The organism is Nonomuraea coxensis DSM 45129 (assembly GCF_019397265.1).
In the GTDB taxonomy this organism is placed as follows: Bacteria; Actinomycetota; Actinomycetes; order Streptosporangiales; family Streptosporangiaceae; genus Nonomuraea; species Nonomuraea coxensis.
The window spans coordinates 249,246-268,036 of sequence record NZ_CP068985.1; the positions used below are offsets into that span (position 1 = coordinate 249,246).

Consider the following 18,791-nt stretch of genomic DNA (forward strand, 5'->3'; position numbering starts at 1 on the left):
CAAAGGCACAGCTGTGACAGAAATAGACTTGGCTGTCATCGGCCTGGGCTACGTCGGCATGCCGCTCGCCAAGGAGGCGGTCGCCGCTGGTCTGCGCGTCGTCGGTGTCGACGTCGACCCCCGCAAGGTCGAGGCGCTCACCGCCGCGCGGTCCTACATCGACGACCTGACCGACGCCGACCTTGAGCACATGCTGGCCAACGGTTTCACCGCCACGCTCGACGAGAGCGTGCTGGCCCGGAGCAACACCATCGTCATCTGCGTGCCGACGCCGCTGGACGAGGACCACCGCCCCGACCTCTCCGCGGTCGAGGGCGCCTCCAAGGCCGTCGCCCGCAACCTCACCAAGGGCACCCTCGTCGTGCTGGAGTCCACCACGTGGCCCGGCACCACCGACGAACTGGTCCGCCCCCTGCTGGAGGGCTCCGGCCTGACCGCCGGCGAGGACTTCCACCTGGCCTTCTCGCCCGAGCGCATCGACCCGGGCAACCCCAAGTTCGGCCTGCGCAACACCCCCAAGGTCGTCGGCGGCTACACCGCGACCTGCCGGGACCGCGCGACGGCGTTCTACGGCCGCTTCATCGAGCAGGTCGTGCCGGTCAGCGGCACCCGCGAGGCCGAGATGGCCAAGCTGCTGGAGAACACCTACCGGCACGTGAACATCGCCCTCGTCAACGAGATGGCGATCTTCTGCGACGAGCTCGGCGTCAACCTGTGGGAGTCGATCGAGGCGGCGGCGACCAAGCCGTTCGGCTTCCAGAAGTTCCTGCCGGGACCGGGCGTCGGCGGGCACTGCATCCCCGTCGACCCGTCCTACCTGTCCTACACGGTGCGCAAGCTCGGCTACCCGTTCCGGTTCGTGGAGCTGGCGCAGGAGATCAACGAGCGGATGCCGTCGTACGTGGTGGCGCGCGTCCAGCGATTGCTCAACCGGCATAAGAAGGCCGTGAACGGCGCCAAAGTCGTTATGCTCGGCGTCACCTACAAACCGGATATCGCGGACGAGAGGGAGACCCCGGCACTGCCGGTGGCCCGCGCGCTGCTCGAACTGGGCGCCGACCTCTCGTTCGCGGACCCGTACGTCAAGGAATGGTCGGTGGACGGCACCCCGGTGCCGCGTGAGGAGGATCTGGCCGAGGCCGTGGTCGACGCGGACGTGACGCTGCTGCTCCAGCAGCATGCCGCGTTCGATCTCGACATGGTCGAGGCTAAGGCCAGGCTCGTGCTCGACACCCGCGGCGTCCTCGCCGAGGGTGAACGCGTCGAGCGGCTGTAGCGACGGAGGGCTGCGCGCAGTGCACGTGCTCGTCATGACGGTGGTGCATAACCCCGAGGACGCGAGGATCCTGCATCGGCAGATCCGCGCGCTCGTGGATGCCGGTCATGAGGTCACGTATGCCGCCTCGTTCACCGGTTTCGGCGTCGTCCCGCGTCCCTGGGTCAACGGCGTCGATCTGCCCCGGGCCGCCCAGCGCAAGCGGGTCGCCGCCGTCTGGGCCGCGCGCCGGCTGTTCAAGCGCATGCGCGACAAGGTCGACCTGGTGCTGATCCATGACCCCGAACTGCTGTTCGCGGTGTGGGGCGTGCGCAACCGGCCGCCGGTCGTGTGGGACGTCCACGAGGACACCCCGGCCACGCTCTCGCTCAAGCCGTGGCTGCCCTCGCCGCTGCGCCCGCCGGTGCGTTTCCTCGCGCGCCTGCTCGAAGGCACCGCCGAGCGCCACCTGCACCTCCTGCTGGCCGAGACCGCGTACGCGGGCCGGTTCAAGGACGCCCACCCGATCGTGCCCAACGAGACCTGGGTGCCCGACTCCGTCACCCCGCCCGGCGACGACCGCGTGGTCTACCTCGGCTGGCTGTCGCGGGCACGGGGCGTCCTGGAGGCGGTCGAGGTGGCCAAGCTGCTGCAGCCGTACCGGGTGGCGGTGGAGCTCATCGGCTACGCCGACCCGCAGAGCCGTCCGGTGCTCAACCAGGCCGTGACCGAGGGCCTGCTGGAGTGGCGCGACTTCATGCCCAACGACGAGGCGCTGAAGCGGCTCGACGGCGCGCTCGCCGGGCTGTCGCTGCTGCACGACGAGCCCAACTACCGCCACTCGATGCCCACCAAGATCGTCGAGTACATGGCGCACGGCATCCCGGTCATCACCACCCCCTCGCCGCGCGCCGTGGAACTCGTCGAGCGCTACGACAGCGGCGTGGTCGTGCCCTGGCAGGACCCGAAGGCGGTGGCCCAGGCCGTGCTGACGCTCCGCGACGACGTACGCGAGCGCAAGGCGCAGGGCGCGCGCGGCTACGCGGCGGCCCGCGCCAACCACCACTGGCCCAACTCCGCCAAGCGCTTCGTCGCCCAGCTCGAAGCGTGGGCGGGGGTCAAGCCATAGCGGGCGGCGGGTCGTCCAAGATGCGCTGGCTCCTCTTCGTCGTGGGCGTGGCGATCCTGGCCGTGGTGGCCGCCGTGGTCATCGTGCTGCAGCCCGGCCCCGAGCAGAAGGTCGCGTCCGTGGTGAGGACCACCCCGGGCACGCCCACTCCCTCCGCCGACGCCCCCACGCCCAAGGTGAGCGAGTTCACCGACGACTGTGGAACGTTCGAGACCAAGGAGAAGGCCCCCTACGCGGTCACCGGCTACTGGATCACCCCGAAGTCGAACCCCTGCACCTGGCGCACCCAGCTCAAGGAGATCCACGACGTCGGCGGCGACACCATCATCAGGATCGGCTACGGGCTGCAGTTCCGCACGGTCTCGTCCTCCGGGGAGATCCTGACGAGGGACGGCGAGCTGGACTCCCTCTACAAGGGCTGCCGCGAGGACGGCATGAGCTGCCACGACGCCGCCGAGCGCGACCTGAGGAAGGCCAACCCGGGCAACCGCATCGGCCGCGTCTACGTCTACCGCACCGACGAGTCGTACGGGCCCGACCTGTTCCGCTGCCCCGAGGTGGAGCACACGATCAGGGCCGGCAAGCGCACCTACTTCCGCATCATCACCCAGCCGGACGGCTCGGACGACTCCACCTGCGACTTCTCCGCCAAGGGCGCCCCCTACGACCTGATCCTCGTCGCCGGCGCCGAGACCGACAGCCTGACCCAGCTCCTCGACCTCGGCGACCGGTTCGGCATGCGCGTCTTCCCCGCGCTGCCGCTCGCGCCCCGCGACCCCGACACCCCGATCAGGGCCAACAAGAAGCACCTCGGCACGCTGACCACCCTCACCCGGCGGATCCTCCAGGACTACGGCGCTCGCGTCGCCGACCGTGAATCCCTGGGCGGCGTCTACCAGCCGTTCGAGGTGCAGATGTCGGACACGCTGGCCTCGAACCCGACGCTGGAGGTCTACGCCGACCAGCACACGATCGTCGAGCAGGAACTGCCGGGCAAGCCCATCCTCATCAGCCCCTACATGGACGCGCGCAAGCGGGTGCCGTTCGGCCAGACGCCCAAGCAGGTGGCGGAGGCGTTCAAGGAGCTGGCCAAGACCGGGGTCGGCATCATCGCGCCGCAGGACAGCCGCGGCACCGGCAAGGTGGGCCTGTTCTGGCCGGACGAGCGCCGCGCCGAGGTGGACGAGCGGCTGCGGCCGGTGGTCGGCGAGGCCACGTACGGCACCGCCTACCACGGCTCCACCCGCGACTACTACCGCGAGATGTCGCTGGCCCGCGAGCAGATGGTCCAGGCCGGCTACCAGGTGGACCTGTGGGCGAACGTGGAGGCGTTCGAGCCGTCCGGCGAGCAGCCGTGCGCCCCGCAGGGCACCCGCGGCAAGACCGACAAGAAACGCCTCGACCAGGCGGTCACCATGACCGGCCGGTACGTCCAGAAGGTCGTCTCCTACATGTGGAGCGACTTCATGACCTGCGGCCAGCCGTCGCTGGAGAAGGAGATCACCGCCGACTGGCGGCGGCCGATCGCCGTGGACGCCATCAGGCACTCGCGCGACATCCAGGACGGTGTCGAGGTGCGCGGCTACAACCTCAAGGACGGCACCGTCTCCGTCGAGTGGTCCGGCGGCGTGCGCGACCTGGTCGTCTCCGAGGTCGGCTGGCTGGACGAGGACCCGCTGGAGGAGCTGCCCGAGGGCATGGCGACGGCGTGGGTGCCGTTCGACTGGACTCAGGTGCCGGCCGGCGAATGGGTACGGATCACCGTCAAGGGGACAGAGGGCCTGGTCTCCACCGAGCCCCTGCACGTGCGGATCACGTCCTGACCGGCCGTTCGCGGCCCGCTCGCCGGTGCGTGTAACGTGCGGTGCATGGTCCCGAGCGTGCCGGTCAGCGTCGACCTGGTGGTGCTCACCGTGCGCAACAACGCCCTGAGCGCCCTGGTCTGGCGCCGCGACAACCCGCCGTTCCTGCGGCGCTGGTCGTTGTCGGGCGGGTTCATCCAGCTCGACGAGGACCTTCCCGACGCCGCCCGGCGCATCCTGGCCGAGCGGGCCGGCCTGCCCGGCGCGCCGGTGCACCTGGAGCAGCTCCAGACCTACGGCTACCCCGACCGCGACCCGCGCCAGCGCGTGCTGAGCGTCGCCTACCTCGGCCTCGCCCCTGACCTGCCCGCCTCGGAGAAGGCCCACATGAGCTGGCAGCCGGTCGACGCCCTCACCGTCATGGCCTTCGACCACCGCCGCATCATGCTCGACGGCGTCGAGCGGGCCCGCGCCAAGCTGGAGTACACCTCGCTGGGCGCGGCCTTCTGCGCGCCCGAGTTCACGGTGGCGGACCTGCGGCGGGTCTACGAGATCGTCTGGGGCCGCCCGCTCGACCCGCGCAACTTCCACCGCAAGGTCACCAAGGCCGAGGGCTTCCTCGTCGAGACCGGCGGCACCACCACGCGCGACGGCGGCCGGCCCGCCAAGCTCTACCGGCGCGGGCCCGCCGAGCTGCTGCATCCGCCGATGCTGCGCTCGCTCAAGGATTAGTCCCGGTCAGGAACTAAGGTAGGGGCATGCCTCGATTCCGCCAGATCCTGGACAGCATGGCCCCGTACAAACCGGGCAAGGCGGTTGCCGCACCCGACGGGCGGTCCTACAAGCTGTCCTCCAACGAGTCGCCCTACGACCCGCTGCCGTCCGTGGTGGAGGCGGTCGCCGAGGGCGCGCGGCAGATCCACCGCTACCCCGACGCCGGCTCGGTCGCGCTCACCGAGGCGATCGCGGCGCGCTACGGCGTGCCGCCCGAGCACGTGGCGACCGGGCCGGGCTCGGTGACGGTGGCGCAGCAGCTCCTGGAGGCGGTGGGCGAGCCCGGGGCCGAGGTCGTCTACGCCTGGCGCTCGTTCGAGGCGTACCCGCTGCTGGCGGACCTCGCGGGAGTGACGTCCGTCCGCGTGCCGCTCGTGGGCGAGGACCACGACCTCGACGCCATGGCCGGGGCGGTGAGCGGCCGGACGAGCCTGATCTTCGTCTGCAACCCCAACAACCCGACCGGGACCGCGATCCGCCGCCGCGAGCTGACGGCCTTCCTCGACCGCGTGCCCGAGGACGTGCTGGTGGTGCTGGACGAGGCCTACCGCGAGTACGTCCGCGACGAGGACGTCCCCGACGGCGTCGAGCTCTACCGCGACCGGCCCAACGTGTGCGTGCTGCGCACGTTCTCCAAGGCGTACGGGCTGGCGGGCCTGCGGGTCGGCTATCTCATCGGCCACGAGCCGGTGGCCTCGGCGGTGCGCAAGACCACCGTGCCGTTCGCCGTCAACCACCTCGCCCAGCTCGCCGCCGTGGCCTCGCTCCAGGCCGAGGACGAGCTGCTGGAGCGGGTCGAGCGGGTGGTCAAGGAGCGCACCCGGGTGAGCGAGGCGCTGATCGCGCAGGGCTGGACGGTGCCCCGCTCGGAGGCCAACTTCGTCTGGCTGCGGCTCGGCGAGCGCACGGCCGACTTCGCCGCGGCCTGCGCGGCGGAGGGCGTCGCGGTGCGGCCGTTCCACCCGGAGGGGTGCCGGGTGACGATCGCCGACCCCGAGGCGAACGACGCCTTCCTGGCCGCCGCAGAAAGCTTCCCCGCTAGACCTTGACCTCTTCGGCGGTGACCGCCGTCCTGACCTTGGAGCGTCGCTCGGTGGAGACCACCAGGGCGACGCCCACCAGGATGACCGCGCCGCCGGCGAGCATCTGCGTCGTGGCCACCTCGTTGACCACGAGCACGCCGAGCACGACCGCGACGGCCGGGTTGACGTAGGCGTAGGTCGACACGAGTGAGATGGGCGCGTTGCCGAGCAGCCAGGTGTAGGCGGTGAAGCCGACCAGCGAGCCGACCAGGATCAGGTAGGCGAGGCCCGCCCACGAGCGCCCCGAGACCGCCGCCACGTCGAGCCGCTCGCCGAACGACAGCCCGGTCACCAGCAGGCCGAGGCCGCCGGCCGCCATCTCGACCATGCTGGCCGCCCACACGTTGGGCGGCATCGGGACGCGCGCCGACAGGAACGAGCCGATCGACCACGACAGTGAGGCCAGCAGGATCACCACGATCCCGGTGGTGCTCGCCGTCTCGCCGCCGCCGCCGATCGACAGCGCGGCGACCCCGCCGAAGCCGACGAGCACGCCCAGCAGCGTGAGCAGCGCGGGCCGGTCCCGCGCCGCGATGCGGAACACCACGAGCCAGAGCGGCACCGACGCCACGAGCAGGGCCGCGAGACCGGTGGAGATGTGCTGCTCGGCCACGGCCACCATGCCGTTGCCCCCGGTCAGCAGCAGCACCCCGACCAGCGCGGCCCCGCCGAGCTGCCGGCCCGACATGCGGAACGGGCCGGTGCCCTTGCGCACCAGCAGGAAGGCGCCGAGCAGGAGGGCGGCGACGGCGAACCGCAGCGAGCCGCTGAGCATCGGCGGCATGGTCTCGATGGCGATCTTGATGCCGAGGTAGGTCGAGCCCCACACCACGTAGACGATGGCCAACGCGCCCCAGACCATCAGCGGGCGGGGGGTGTCAGCAGTGTTGCCAGGCATGGCTCATGACCTTACCCGGCGGGTCCGACAGAACGCTCGCGGGTATCGGACTGTGGGATGGGTGGCGAAATGTGAGCGATAGTCGGCATTCGTGCCACTGTCGGGTGTCCTGCACCGGCTGTCAGGATCGCGGCGTCCGGAAGTCCGTACCGGGAGGAGTCCCCATGTCCGCGATCAACGCCGAGGCCGTCGCCCACTTCGCCGGCCGCCTGACGTTCGAGACCGACGTCTCCGACGTCGCCGCCGACCTCGCCGCGCGCCGGCCCGGCCTCGTGGTCGTCGACTCCCGCAGCGGGGAGAGCTGGGACCAGGGGCACGTGCCCGGCGCGGTCCACCTGCCCACCCGCGAGATCGCCGCGCGGGCTGCCGCGCTCGTCCCGCCGGACGCCCAGGTGGTCACCTACTGCTGGGGGCCGGGCTGCAATGGCGCGACCCGCGCCGCCCTGGAGTTCGCCCGGCTCGGCTACCAGGTCAAGGAGATGATCGGCGGCTTCGAGTACTGGGCGCGGGAGGGCTTCGAGATCGAGACCGCCTCCGGCGTCACCCGCCGCCCGGTCGACGCGCTCACGGCACCGGTGGAGGCCATCGCCTGCGGCTGCTGACCGGAACCCGTCGCGGAGCCGGCGGCGCTGCGCAGCGCTGCTACAGCGCCGCGCAGCGGCCTTCTGGCGGCCGATGGCCGAAAAAGTTGGCGCCCCCGTCCGAATCTTGTCGATCGGGGGCGTCCGAGAACATACCCGGATCCGGCCGGGTCAACCAATAACGCGGCAAGAGTCAATGCGCAGGTGCGCAAAGGTGACAACGTTGGTCAAAACGCCGGTCACCGCGACCCCTTGCCCAGGACTGGATCGACCCCGCCGGAGCGGGTCACCTCGGGCCCAGCTTCTCCACGATCAGCCGGTAGAGCTGCCGAGGGCGGCCCGGCTGCGGAGTGCGGTTGGGCGGTAGCGGCCACGCGAGTCCCTCGTCAACCAACGTGCGCAGCAACCGCCGGGCCGTCCGGGGGGTGACCCCCAGCATCTTGCCCGCTCCTTCCGCGTCCACCACCGTGTCGCCGCCCTCCAGCTTCGCCGCCAGCCTGGCCAGCACCTCCACGCCCTTGGGTTTCAGCGCGGTGGCACCGGCCGGTGGCATCCGCGGGGCCGGGATGAGCGCCCGCCCCTCGCGGTCCACGGCGAAGCCCTGTGCCTGCTTGCCCGCCTGGGTACGGGCCAGCGCGGCCCGCGCGTGCGACTCCGCGTCGTGCGTCGTGCGCCCCATGCCCACGCCCACTTCGACCGCCAGCCCCAGCTCGTCGCGGATCCTGGCGGCGAACGGCAACACCCGGAACCCGTCGGTGGCCGCCGCGATCGAGCCCCTGGTCGCGGTGACCAGGTAGCTGTGATCGTCGATCGGCCAGACGGTGGCGTTGATCCGGTTCGACTCCTGGACCAGCAGCCGGTGCAGCGACAGCCGCAGCTCGTCGCGCCAGTAGCGGGGCGCGGCGCGGCGTACGGGCTCGCGCAGCGTCGGCACCTCCACCAGCACCACGGTGAGCTGCGACTCCTCCAGCCGGTGGTGCGCGCCGAGCAGCGCCGCGGTGTGCAGCGCGGTGCGCACCGCCGCCGAGGTGGGCCGGATCCTGATGACCGGCACCCCCGCCGCGTGCAGGCGTTCGGCCACCGCGGGGAGGCAGGTGAGCGCCCCCGTGGTGACCCCCTGGCGGGCCAGGCGTTCGTGGTAGGCCGCGATCGTGCCGGTGGCTCCCGGCTCGTCGCGGCTGTGCACGTCCGTTGCCGGGATGCCGAGGTCGGTGTACGCCTCCTCGACGTCCGCCCGGCTTATCACGTCGATGCTGACCCTCTGGGGGTCGATCCGAGTGTCCAGCGCCGCCTTCGCCAGCGCCGCCACCAATGCCGCTCCGCCGAGTTGCACGTAGGTCGCCGGCATCGTCAGCACGCCGGAACGCCTGGCCAGGTCATAGGGGACCGGGCTGGCGAACAGACATGCGTCGACACCGGGACCTAGCCGTGTCACCTTGTCGGGCGCCTCCTGCTCGTCGCGGTACGCGGCGGCGACGAGGCGACACGGCAGCGGTGCAGCGGCGTGACCCATCAGCATGACCCGCTCGACCAGGTCGTGGGGTCCGACCACGCCGATGGTGAGGTCCGGGGTCATGGCGCCCGGGCGTGACACTCGGGGAGTTTCTTCGGCCCTCTCGACCAATGTTCGTCCCATCCTGCCGTCCGTTGCAGTGCTCTCTTTTGGAACGATCGCTCGCGGGGGCCGTAATGTCACGCCCGACTTTTCCGGAAAGCCGTTCTGGTTGACCGCCCGACATCATGTCTTGGCAGCTCAATGCGGTTTTTCCACCGTTTTTTAGCGCTCGGAAATCTCTCGTGTAATGTCCGCGCCGAGCGCGCGCATTCGCCCGGCAAGATGCGCGTGGCCGCGGTCGATCAGGTAACCCGAGTCGATGACGGTCTCGCCCTCGGCCGCGAGGCCGGCGAGCACGAGCGCGATGCCGGAGCGCAGATCGTGCGCGGTCACCCGGGCGCCGGTCAGCGGGGTGCGCCCGCGCACCACCGCGCGGCTGCCGTCCACCTCGACGTTGGCGCCCATCTTGTTGAGCTCGCCGGCCAGCGCGAAGCGGCCGTCGAAGATGCGCTCGTGGATGTAGCTGGTGCCCTCGGCCAGCGCCGCGACCGTCATCATGGGCGACTGGAGGTCGGTGGCGAAACCGGGATAGGTGTCGGTGATGATGTTGATCGGGCGCAGCGGGCCCTCGCAGCGCACGTGCTGCACCGCGCCCTGGCGGGCGAACTCGACGCCCATCTGCTCCAGCTTGTAGCGCACGACGCCGAGGTCGAGGCCGGTGCCGACGAGGCTCAGCTCGCCCCCGGTGATCGCCGCGGCCATCGCGAACACGCCGGCGTCGAGCCGGTCGGGCATCACGGTGTGCTCGACCGCGTGCAGTTCCTCCACGCCCTCGACGGTGATGAAGCCGGTGCCGCCCCCGCTGATCCGCGCGCCCATCTTGGTGAGCATGTCGATGACGTCGAGCACCTCCGGCTCCAGCGCGGCGTTCTCGATCACGGTCGTGCCCTTGGCCAGGCAGGCGGCCATGATGAGGTTCTCGGTGCCGGTGTGGGACGGGGTGTCGAGGTAGAGCGTCGCGCCGGTCAGGCCGCTGGCCTTGACGTGGATGACGGTCTCCCCCTCGTCCACGATCGCGCCGAGGCGCTTGTAGCCGAGGTAGTGGAAGTCGAGGTTGCGGCTGCCGAGGTTGCAGCCGCCGACCCCCTCGACGATCGCCTCGCCGAGGCGGTGCAGCAGCGCGGGGGTGAACAGCACCGAGCCGCGGAAGCGCCGGGCGATCTCGGCGGGCAGCACGGGGCTGCTCACCCGGGAGGCGTCGATGACCAGCGTGCGCTCGGACTCGTGGAGCTCGATGTAGGCGCCCACGGCCTCGGCCAGCTCGACCGCGCGCCGGACGTCCTCGATGATCGGCACGTTGCGCAGGACGGTGCGCCCCGTGGCGGCGAGCAGGGCCGCACCGATCATGGGGAGCACGGCGTTCTTCGCGCCCTGGATGAACGCGGTTCCACGCAGTGCGTTGCCACCGCGCACGCGGTAACGGACCATTTCGTGCGGCTCCTTGAAATCAGCGGGGAAGGGCTTGATCGGGCCAACAGTAGTCGCTCGCACCAGATGACCCAGCCGAATCATCCGCTAAAGGGAACCCCTGTGAGCCGCTCATACGCTTCTAGGTATCGCTGCCGGGTGCGCTCGACGACATGGTCGGGAAGACGGGGTGGGGGGTTTCCTGAGGATTTGTCCCATCCGGATTCGGGCGAAAGTAGCCAGTCGCGTACATATTGCTTGTCAAAAGACGGCTGGGACCGCCCGGGCCGCCACTCGTCGGCCGGCCAGAACCGCGAGGAGTCGGGCGTCAGCACCTCGTCGCCCAGCGTCAGAACGCCGTCGGCGTCCCAGCCGAGCTCGATCTTGGTGTCGGCGAGGATGATGCCGCGCTCGGCGGCGACCTGCGCGCCGCGCGTGTAGACGGCCAGCGTGATCCTGCGCAGCTCCTCGGCGGTCTCCGCGCCGACCTCGGCCACCACCCGCTCGTACGGGATCGGCTCGTCGTGCTCGCCCTGCGGCGCCTTCGTGGACGGCGTGAAGATCGGCTCCGGCAGCCGCGAGCCGTCCTCCAGCCCCTCGGGCAGCCGCACGCCGGAGACCGCGCCGCCCGCGCGGTACTCGCTCAGCCCGCCGCCCGCCAGATAACCGCGCGCCACGCACTCGACCTGCACCATCCTGAGCGGCCGGCACAGCACGGCGCGCGCCTCGCCGCCGCGCGCCACCACGTGGTTGGGCACGATGTCCTTGAGCTGGTCGAACCACCACAGCGAGAGCTGCGTGAGAATAGCCCCCTTGTCGGGGATGTCGGGCTCCAGCACGTGGTCGAAGGCGGAGATCCGATCGGAGGCCACCATCAGCAGCAGACCCTCGTCGGTCTCGTAGAGGTCGCGTACCTTGCCGGAGTGCACGTGCTTCACACGGTCAGTCTGCCACTACCGTTCACCGCGTCCGACGAGGGGGAGGGAGCGCAGACGGGTCTCCACATGCTGAGCAACGAACAGGGGCACCTCGCACTCGGCCATCACCTCCGGCCACGCTTCGGCCATGAGGGCGGCCGTCTCCCGCGCTGTAGCGACCGTCGCCTCGGGGTCGATGGACAGGGCATCGGCGAACCGCCGGAAGTGGTCGAGCGAGATGTACATCGGATCGGCCTGGTCGGCGATGGGCAGCGTGAGGACGTCGCGTCTGAAGGCGTCGTACGACGTCACCGAGACGAGATCGTACGCGGGTGACAGGCGTCTCGCGCGGCCGCCCGGATACTGGAGGGACCAGTTCTTCAGATGCTCGTCAGTGTTTCCCATGACGATGCACGCGGTCAGCCTCCGCACGAACTCCGTCATGTCGTCCGGGCATTCCCGTGCGATCACCCGGCCGACCGCCTCGGCGCTGCCCCGGTCCTTCTCGAAGGGAAGGAGATTGAAGACCTGCGCGAAGTCCTCCTGATGAACGCGCTCCTCGCCGTCGCGGTCGAAGCGGCGCACCGCGAAAGCGCTCCCGCCGGATCCGGCCAGTTCGGGAGGCACCTCCTGCAGGTGCTCCGGAGATACCAGGTGATGTTCGGGCACGTTCATGCCGGCCAGTCGTGCCCAGGTCATCATGGCGTTCTCGTTCTCCGGCAGAAGGTCGTGCTTGCCGCTGGGGAACTTGACGATCCAGTCGCCACCCACGCCCACGTAACGGTATTCGCCCTGCTGAATCTGCCGCATCGAGAGTTTGACCTGCATGCCTGCCAGCGAGAAGCTCATTTTGGCGGCCTGCCGCCGAACCTCGGGACCGGCGCCGAAGAACCGGTCGGCGAGGTCAGGGTCATCGCTCCGCACATGTACGGCACCGGGCAGGTCGCGGCCCAGGTGAACAAGGAGCGCGAAATCGCTGACGTGCTTGAGGCCAAGTTGAGCGGTGAAGAAGCGCCGCAGGCCGGATTCGCGCTCCGGAAGCAGGTTGGCGAACCACGAAGGGAGTTGGCCGCCGGGCGCCTTGTCCACGCGTCGTGGATCGTACTCGTAGTGGAGGCCCAGGACGGGGCGTTCCGGCGCTCTGTCGGAATAGTGGAAGGCCACCCGGCCGGCGCGATTACTGAGCGTGCCGACCTGACGGTCACCCAGAAACACGTGCGCGTCCGTGCCGGACTTGCTCATGCGAGTTCTCCGGGTTCGAGCAGTTGAGTGATGTCCGGGCCGTCGGGGAATCCGAAGAGGGCGCCTTCCTGGACGTGGTCGATGATGGTCGTCGCTATCCGGCGGGCTCGCAGAGCTAGGAACCCCTGGTGGTCACCGCGCCGCCGGCACTCCATGGCCGTGCTGTCGATGAAATGACTCAGGAGAACCTCGCCGTTCACCGCCGTCGGACCGTCAAGCGCGCGATCTATGTCCGCCCTGGTCAGAGTGCTGGGATGGACGAGACGATTGGCCACCCCGCCACCAAGCTCCGTGCCGGATTCCACAATGGGTATCAGCGGGCTGGTCGGACCGTCGAGCAGGCGGACTGGATCTATCGGGTCTCCGACGGAGAACGTCCTGCCGTCATCACCTTCACCTGAAACGAGAATGCGTGGACGCACGGACAGCATGCCCAAAAGGTTGACTTTCGCCCGTGCCTGGTTGAGTTTGGTTGCCCGGAGGTCCGGCAGCCATTCCCTCCCTGAGGGCAGCAGCTTGAGCAGTCTGTCGGCGCTTTCGATCGGATCGTCTCCGACGGCCGATGCGTTCTTCCGCAGCGCCACTGTGTTGCCCTGCGGGGTGACGCCCAGGACGGAGCCTCGCCAGACCCAGCGCCGGAGCAACTCCGCGGCGCGCCCTTCCGGATAGCCGAACAATGCGGCGAAGCGCACGAGAACGGGCAGGAACAACATGTAAGGCAGCAGCCGGAGATGAGGGATTCCGACCTCGTCCCGAAGAAACTCGATCGCGGTGCCGAGCGACTTCTCCGCCAGTTGAAAGGACTCGTGCCGGTCCCGGTCGTGCTGAAACTCCGCACGGAAGTCCCGGTCGATCCGGCCGCCTCTGACCGCCAGCACCGACTGCATGAGCACCTGCTCAGGAACCTCGCCGTAACCGAAGCCGCTGATGCTCTCGGCAAGTGAGGCGAGGCCCGACGGCTTCATCTGCCCGGACACGGTGTGCAGGGCGTTGAAGATCTCCGCACGCCGCAGGCGGCGTCCGAAGTTGTTCAGCCTGTCGAAGATCTCACGCAGCGTCTGTTCGTCGTCCGCCTTCACCACGTACATCGGGATCGGGTAGTCGCGGATGGCGGTCACAAGCTCGTCGCATCGCGAGAAATCCTGCTCAGCGAGCCACGGGCGTTCGCGTTGCCAGGAGAGAGTGCGGCTGTTGGAGAGCGCGGTGGGCAACGGGAACCAATGGTCGGGGACGTCGTCCCGTTGTCCTGCTGAGACGAAGCTCTCCGTCCGTAGATCGAAGAAGATGCGAAAGCGAGGATCCACGGTGTCCGGGGGGGCCGCGAGCGCGCCGACCAGGCTGGTGATGCGCTGTTGCCCGTCGATCACCCAGAGTGCCTCCGGTGTCGCGGGCACGTCGAGGGTGAGCGGACCGATCGTCAGTTCGGCGCTGCCCGCGGGCCTGCTCCACATCAGGAGATCACCGATGGGGTAACCGCGGAGGATGCTGTCGAAGAGCTTGACGACGTCTTCACGCCTCCAGCGGTATGAGCGCTGGAAGGAGGGAAGGCGGATGCGACCCGACAGTGCCATGTCGACAAGTTCGGGTGGCCTTACTTGAGTGACGTGTGGCCTGGTGACCGTGGTCATCACCGCCTCCTTCGCCAGGCCATCGTAGGTCACCCGAGCGACATGCACCGCTGATTTCGAGCGTCAGTGCGAGCAGCTCAGCGGTCGCGTCACAGGGCGATGTCCGTCCTGTGGTGGGAGCCGCGCAGTCCGATGCGGGACACCAGGCCGTAGGCGTTGGCGCGGGCGCTCTCCTGGTCGGGGCCGTTGCCGACCACGGCCAGCACGCGGCCGCCCGCGGAGAGGACCCGCTCGCCGTCGCGCGTGGTGCCGGCGTGCAGCACGTAGGCGTGCTCGGAGTCGGCGAGCCCCGTGATCGGGTCGCCCTTGACCGGCGCCTCCGGGTAGCCCTCGGCCGCGATCACCACGGTGACCGCCGCGCCCGGCCTGAACACCGGGTCGAGCCCCAGCTCGCCGGTGGCCGCGGCCATGAGCAGCCCGCCGAGCGGCGTCTCCAGCCGGTCGAGCAGGACCTCGGTCTCGGGGTCGCCGAAGCGCGCGTTGAACTCGACGACCTTCGGCCCCTTCGCCGTCAGGGCCAGCCCGACGTAGAGCACCCCCTGGTACGGCAGCCCGCGCCGCGACAGCTCGGCCATCGTGGGGTGGACGATCTCCCGCATGACCTGGTCGGTCAGCCCTTCGGGGGCCCAGGGCAGCGGCGTGTAGGCGCCCATGCCGCCGGTGTTGGGGCCCTGGTCGCCGTCGTAGGCGCGCTTGAAGTCCTGGGCGAGCTGCAGCGGCACGGCCGTGCTGCCGTCGCAGAGCGCGAACAGCGACACCTCGGGGCCGTCGAGGTATTCCTCGATCACGACGCGCTCGCAGGCCCGCGCGTGCGCGAGCGCCCGCTCGCGGTCGTCGGTGACCACGACGCCCTTGCCGGCCGCGAGCCCGTCGTCCTTGACGACGTAGGGGGCGCCGAACTCGTCGAGCGCCGCCGCGGCCTCCTGCTCGGTGGAGCAGGTGCGGGCCCGCGCGGTGGGGACGTCGGCCGCGTTCATGATCTCCTTGGCGAACGCCTTGGAGCCTTCGATCATGGCCGCGTCGCGCGAGGGCCCGAAGCAGGCGATGCCCGCCTCGCGCACCGCGTCGGACACGCCGGCCACGAGCGGGGCCTCGGGCCCGACCACGACGAGGTCGGCCCGCAGCCGCGTGGCCAGCCCGGCCACCTGGGCGGGGTCGAGCGGGTCGACCGCGTGGACGGTCGCGACCTGCTCGATGCCGGCGTTGCCGGGGGCACAGTGGAGCTCGGTGACCTGGGGGTCGAGCTTCAGGGAACGGCACAGGGCGTGCTCACGCCCTCCGGATCCAATCACTAGAACGCGCACGGGCTCCATTGTCGCAGGCCCGGGGGACCGGAAGCCGGTGCAGGTCCCGGATGCGCCGATTGCCGGAAGAGTCGCCGGACCTTTGCGCGGTTCTCCCTGAGCGGTGTGCCGCCGGAAGGGTATCGTCGTTTACGTTCAGCCGCCTGTGGTAGGTTAAGGCGGCTTTGCGGCGTCTCTTGCGATTGGAGGTGGTCCGGGATGAATCCTGGTGATCCCAGCAGTACGTGCCACTTTTGCACGTACTCCCCGTATGCCCCCGACCACTCCAATCCGGCAGCCTGATCGTGCCTCCACGCCAGTGAGGTGACTTTTTCGTCGCGTGGAGCGCGCCATGTCGGGCGGAAAGGGACTGCCATGCGCTCGTCCACGCTTTTCCGTCGTATCAACCGTTACCCCATGCAGCGGGCTGCTCACACTATGGTGAAGCCCGTCGCCGTTCCCCGCGTGCCGCCTGTGCAGTCCGTGGTCGAGTTCGGCGCGTACGTCCGGGGCAGGAAGGTGCCCGCCACGGGCATCGCCGAGGCGCTCGACCTCGTCCGCGAGCACAACAAGGACGCCGACGGCGCCAACGCCTTCGTCTGGGTCGGCCTGCACGAGCCCGAGTCCCCCGAGGTCGAGTGGCTGTCGGAGGTGTTCGACCTGCACCCGCTGGCCGTCGAGGACGCCGTCAAGGCCCACCAGCGCCCCAAGGTCGAGCGGTACGGCGACTCGTTGTTCATGGTGCTCAAGACCATCGCCTACCTCGACCACGACCAGTCGAGCGGCAACAACGAGATCATCGCCACCGGCGAGATCATGGTCTTCCTCGGCGCCGACTTCGTCGTCACGGTGCGGCACGGCGAGCACTGCCCGCTCACGATCGTGCGCGAGCGCCTTGAGGACAAGCCCAAGCTGATGAACCGCGGCCCGGCCGGCGTGCTGCACGCCATCGCCGACCACGTGGTCGACCAGTACCTCCAGGTGGCCGACCTCATGCAGCTCGAACTCGAAGAGGTCGAGGCCACCGTCTTCGCCGACGTCAGCTCCCGTGACATCAACCGGATCTACCAGCTCAAGCGGGAGATGCTGGAGATGAAGCGGGGGGTCACGCCGTTGCAGGCGCCGCTGTCCGCGCTGCCGCAGCGGCGGGTGATCCCGGCGGAGATGCGCGAGTACTTCCGCGACGTCGGCGACCACCTGTCGAGGGTGTGCGAGCAGGTGGAGTCCTCCAACGAGCTGTGCAGTTCGATCCTGCAGGCCGCGCTCGCCCGTTCGAACGCCCTCGCCAACGAGGACATGCGCAAGATCTCCTCGTGGGTGGCCATCCTGGCGGTGCCCACCATGATCGCCGGCATCTACGGGATGAACTTCGACTTCATGCCGGAGACCAAGCAGGTGTGGGGCTATCCGGCGGTGCTGGCCGTGATGATCACCGCCTGCGTGCTCCTGCACCGCGGCTTCCGCCGCAACGGCTGGCTCTGAACGGTCGGCTTCGAACGCTCAGACGCCGACCGGCTTGAGCGGGGCGACGGGCTGGGGCAGCTCCAGCCCCCGCTCGCGCCACAGCTCGCGCATGCGGTCGGGGTAGTCGGTCACGATGCCGGACACGCCGAGGTCGAGCATCCTGGCCCCGAGCGCCACGTCGTTGACCGTCCACACGGCGACGTCGAGGCCGGCGGCGGCGGCCTGTGCCATCAGCTTCTCGTCCACCATGACGTGCTCGGGCGAGAGCGTGGTGGCCCCGGCCGCGCGGGCGGCGGCTGGCACGTCGGCGCCGAGGTCGTCGTGCCAGTGCAGGGTGTCGGGCTCGATGAGCGCGAAGCGGCGCACGCCGGGCGCGATGCGGGCGGCGTGCCGGATGACGCGCCAGTCGAAGCTGAGCACGGCGACGTTGCCGAGCCGGCCGTGCCGGTCGAGCTCGTCCACCACGAGCTCGGTGAACATCTCGGGGTCGGCCGTCAGCTCCGGCCTCGTGGGGTCGGACTTCAGCTCGACGTGCAGCCGCACGCTCTCGGCGTCGTAGGCGTTGACCAGCCCGAGCACCGCGCCGAGCGTCGGCATCCTGGTCTCCGGCATGGCGACCTGGGTGAGCGCGAACGGGTCGCCGGGGTGGCGCGGCAGCCGTACGCCGACGTCGAGCGTGTGGAGCTGGGCCAGCGTGAGGGCGTTGATCGGCTTGCCGACGTAGGGGTGGAGGGGATCGCCCTCGCGCAGCGGCCGCCGGTCGGCGCTGGTCACCGCGGAGACCGTCAGGTCGTGCGTGAGCACGAGGCGCCGGTCGGCGGTGAGCGCCACGTCGAGCTCCAGCGCGTGAACGCCGAGCTCCATCGTGCGGCTCATCCCCGGCAGGGTGTTCTCCGGCCACAGGCCCCGGGCGCCCCGGTGACCATGAATCTCAACGCGCACAACCGGGACCCTATCTGGAGCGGGGCGTCCAGAGGCAGTGCCACGCCGTGTCCTTTTTATCCTGCTACGCCCGGTCGGACCCGCCTCAAGGGACAATAGGCTGTTCTTTATGGCAAAGGTCCTTAAACCTGCCCATTTCCCAATAGTTCGGGCATGGGTTGATGGCTGGGTCATCTCCCGCGGCACCCCCAAGCCGGTACGCGTACCGTGGGGCCTCCGCGTGGACGTCGGCCTGCCCGGCCACGTCGCCCGGCACATCGTCGCCGACCCCACGCCGGAGACCGTGCGCCGCCTCACCGCCACGCTCACCACGCCGGGCACCTGGCTCAAGCTCTGCGCCCCCGCCGACGCGATCGCCCCGCTGCTGCCCCGGCCCTGGCTCGTCAAGGACCACGAGTCCATGATGACCACCCGCCTGGCCGGCCTGGCCCGCATGACGCCGCCCGGGCCCCCGCCCGGCTACGCCCTGGCCGTCACCACCCGGGCCGGCGTCACGGCCGCCCGCCTGCTGACCCCGGCCGGCGAGGTCGCCGCCCGCGGCCAGTTCGCCGTCTCCGGCGGAACGGCCGTCGTGGACCGGGTGGAGACCGCGCCTGGCCATCGCCGCCGCGGCCTCGGCACCGTCGTCATGCGCACGCTCGCGACCCACGCCGCCCGCCGGGGGGCGCGGGCCGGCGTCCTCGTCGCCACCGCCGAGGGCCAGGCACTCTACGAGACCCTCGGCTGGACCCTCCACACTCCGGTGACCGCCGCCGTCCTCGCCGCCTGAGCG

General features: G+C 70.2%; 16 protein-coding genes. 8 read left to right on the plus strand and 8 right to left on the minus strand.

Going from position 1 to position 18,791, the window contains the following annotated elements:
• The first annotated feature begins 58 nt into the window (after positions 1 to 58).
• The 5 genes from Nocox_RS01215 to hisC are packed head-to-tail and all read left to right on the plus strand — an operon-like array spanning position 59 to position 6,009.
• Entirely contained in the window at positions 59 to 1,276 is a 1,218-nt protein-coding gene (locus Nocox_RS01215) for a nucleotide sugar dehydrogenase (protein ID WP_051112534.1), read from the plus strand.
• Positions 1,277 to 1,295: 19 nt separating this feature from the next.
• The gene (locus tag Nocox_RS01220) at positions 1,296 to 2,384 is read left to right on the plus strand and encodes a glycosyltransferase (protein WP_020542477.1); all 1,089 of its coding nucleotides are present in this window, start codon (positions 1,296 to 1,298) and stop codon (positions 2,382 to 2,384) included.
• Positions 2,385 to 2,404: 20 nt separating this feature from the next.
• Entirely contained in the window at positions 2,405 to 4,207 is a 1,803-nt protein-coding gene (locus tag Nocox_RS01225; protein WP_020542478.1) for a DUF4434 domain-containing protein, read from the plus strand.
• A 45-nt stretch (positions 4,208 to 4,252) separates the two neighbouring features.
• The gene (locus Nocox_RS01230; protein ID WP_020542479.1) at positions 4,253 to 4,918 is read left to right on the plus strand and encodes an NUDIX hydrolase; all 666 of its coding nucleotides are present in this window, start codon (positions 4,253 to 4,255) and stop codon (positions 4,916 to 4,918) included.
• Positions 4,919 to 4,944: 26 nt separating this feature from the next.
• Positions 4,945 to 6,009 (plus strand): histidinol-phosphate transaminase, encoded by a 1,065-nt coding sequence (hisC, locus tag Nocox_RS01235; RefSeq protein WP_020542480.1) that lies wholly within the window; start codon positions 4,945 to 4,947, stop codon positions 6,007 to 6,009.
• Here the strand turns inward: hisC and Nocox_RS01240 are convergent.
• Complete coding sequence (locus tag Nocox_RS01240) at positions 5,999 to 6,940, minus strand: EamA family transporter (RefSeq protein WP_051112522.1); 942 nt, start codon at positions 6,938 to 6,940, stop codon at positions 5,999 to 6,001. The two genes, hisC and Nocox_RS01240, sit on opposite strands and share 11 nt — an antisense overlap.
• Before the next feature lie 164 nt (positions 6,941 to 7,104).
• Between Nocox_RS01240 and Nocox_RS01245 the strand changes: the two genes are divergently transcribed.
• Positions 7,105 to 7,542, plus strand: coding sequence for a rhodanese-like domain-containing protein (locus Nocox_RS01245; RefSeq protein ID WP_020542482.1), 438 nt, complete (start codon positions 7,105 to 7,107; stop codon positions 7,540 to 7,542).
• A gap of 265 nt (positions 7,543 to 7,807) precedes the next feature.
• On the opposite strand, the gene Nocox_RS01250 is transcribed toward Nocox_RS01245, so the two are convergent.
• The 6 genes from Nocox_RS01250 to purD all read right to left on the minus strand — a co-directional run bounded on the left by Nocox_RS01250 (position 7,808) and on the right by purD (position 15,634).
• A complete protein-coding gene (locus tag Nocox_RS01250; protein WP_020542483.1) occupies positions 7,808 to 9,097 on the minus strand; it encodes a GTP cyclohydrolase IIa in 1,290 nt (429 codons plus the stop codon).
• Between the two features lie 201 nt (positions 9,098 to 9,298).
• Positions 9,299 to 10,564 carry a UDP-N-acetylglucosamine 1-carboxyvinyltransferase gene (murA, locus tag Nocox_RS01255; protein WP_020542484.1) on the minus strand — a complete coding sequence of 422 codons (1,266 nt, stop codon included), beginning with the start codon at positions 10,562 to 10,564 and terminating at the stop codon, positions 9,299 to 9,301.
• 80 nt (positions 10,565 to 10,644) lie between these two features.
• Entirely contained in the window at positions 10,645 to 11,481 is an 837-nt protein-coding gene (locus Nocox_RS01260; RefSeq protein WP_020542485.1) for a phosphoribosylaminoimidazolesuccinocarboxamide synthase, read from the minus strand.
• A gap of 15 nt (positions 11,482 to 11,496) precedes the next feature.
• Positions 11,497 to 12,702: a type II toxin-antitoxin system HipA family toxin gene (locus Nocox_RS01265; protein ID WP_020542486.1), complete on the minus strand. Its 1,206-nt coding sequence runs from the start codon at positions 12,700 to 12,702 to the stop codon at positions 11,497 to 11,499.
• Positions 12,699 to 14,330 carry a DUF262 domain-containing protein gene (locus Nocox_RS01270; protein ID WP_033408766.1) on the minus strand — a complete coding sequence of 544 codons (1,632 nt, stop codon included), beginning with the start codon at positions 14,328 to 14,330 and terminating at the stop codon, positions 12,699 to 12,701. Before Nocox_RS01270 ends, Nocox_RS01265 begins: the two co-directional genes overlap by 4 nt.
• An 89-nt stretch (positions 14,331 to 14,419) precedes the next feature.
• Positions 14,420 to 15,634: a phosphoribosylamine--glycine ligase gene (gene purD / locus Nocox_RS01275; RefSeq protein ID WP_026214184.1), complete on the minus strand. Its 1,215-nt coding sequence runs from the start codon at positions 15,632 to 15,634 to the stop codon at positions 14,420 to 14,422.
• 417 nt (positions 15,635 to 16,051) lie between these two features.
• Between purD and corA the strand changes: the two genes are divergently transcribed.
• Positions 16,052 to 17,095, plus strand: coding sequence for a magnesium/cobalt transporter CorA (gene corA, locus Nocox_RS01280; protein WP_246649720.1), 1,044 nt, complete (start codon positions 16,052 to 16,054; stop codon positions 17,093 to 17,095).
• An 18-nt stretch (positions 17,096 to 17,113) separates the two neighbouring features.
• Here the strand turns inward: corA and Nocox_RS01285 are convergent, their stop codons facing one another.
• Positions 17,114 to 17,953 (minus strand): glycerophosphodiester phosphodiesterase family protein, encoded by an 840-nt coding sequence (locus Nocox_RS01285; protein ID WP_246649721.1) that lies wholly within the window; start codon positions 17,951 to 17,953, stop codon positions 17,114 to 17,116.
• A 286-nt stretch (positions 17,954 to 18,239) separates the two neighbouring features.
• Here Nocox_RS01285 and Nocox_RS01290 point away from each other — a divergent pair, with 286 nt between their 5' ends.
• Positions 18,240 to 18,788, plus strand: coding sequence for a GNAT family N-acetyltransferase (locus Nocox_RS01290; protein WP_020542491.1), 549 nt, complete (start codon positions 18,240 to 18,242; stop codon positions 18,786 to 18,788).
• Positions 18,789 to 18,791: the final 3 nt, after the last annotated feature.

Coding starts and splice junctions, on each gene's coding strand:
- Nocox_RS01230 (WP_020542479.1), top strand. CDS start 4,253: ATGGTCCCGAGCGTGCCGGTCAGCGTCGACCTGGTGGTGCTCACCGTG.
- murA (WP_020542484.1), bottom strand. CDS start 10,564: ATGGTCCGTTACCGCGTGCGCGGTGGCAACGCACTGCGTGGAACCGCG.
- Nocox_RS01215 (WP_051112534.1), top strand. CDS start 59: ATGCCGCTCGCCAAGGAGGCGGTCGCCGCTGGTCTGCGCGTCGTCGGT.
- hisC (WP_020542480.1), top strand. CDS start 4,945: ATGCCTCGATTCCGCCAGATCCTGGACAGCATGGCCCCGTACAAACCG.
- corA (WP_246649720.1), top strand. CDS start 16,052: ATGGTGAAGCCCGTCGCCGTTCCCCGCGTGCCGCCTGTGCAGTCCGTG.
- Nocox_RS01250 (WP_020542483.1), bottom strand. CDS start 9,097: ATGACCCCGGACCTCACCATCGGCGTGGTCGGACCCCACGACCTGGTC.
- Nocox_RS01270 (WP_033408766.1), bottom strand. CDS start 14,330: ATGACCACGGTCACCAGGCCACACGTCACTCAAGTAAGGCCACCCGAA.
- Nocox_RS01225 (WP_020542478.1), top strand. CDS start 2,405: ATGCGCTGGCTCCTCTTCGTCGTGGGCGTGGCGATCCTGGCCGTGGTG.
- Nocox_RS01240 (WP_051112522.1), bottom strand. CDS start 6,940: ATGCCTGGCAACACTGCTGACACCCCCCGCCCGCTGATGGTCTGGGGC.
- Nocox_RS01265 (WP_020542486.1), bottom strand. CDS start 12,702: ATGAGCAAGTCCGGCACGGACGCGCACGTGTTTCTGGGTGACCGTCAG.
- Nocox_RS01245 (WP_020542482.1), top strand. CDS start 7,105: ATGTCCGCGATCAACGCCGAGGCCGTCGCCCACTTCGCCGGCCGCCTG.
- Nocox_RS01285 (WP_246649721.1), bottom strand. CDS start 17,953: ATGAGCCGCACGATGGAGCTCGGCGTTCACGCGCTGGAGCTCGACGTG.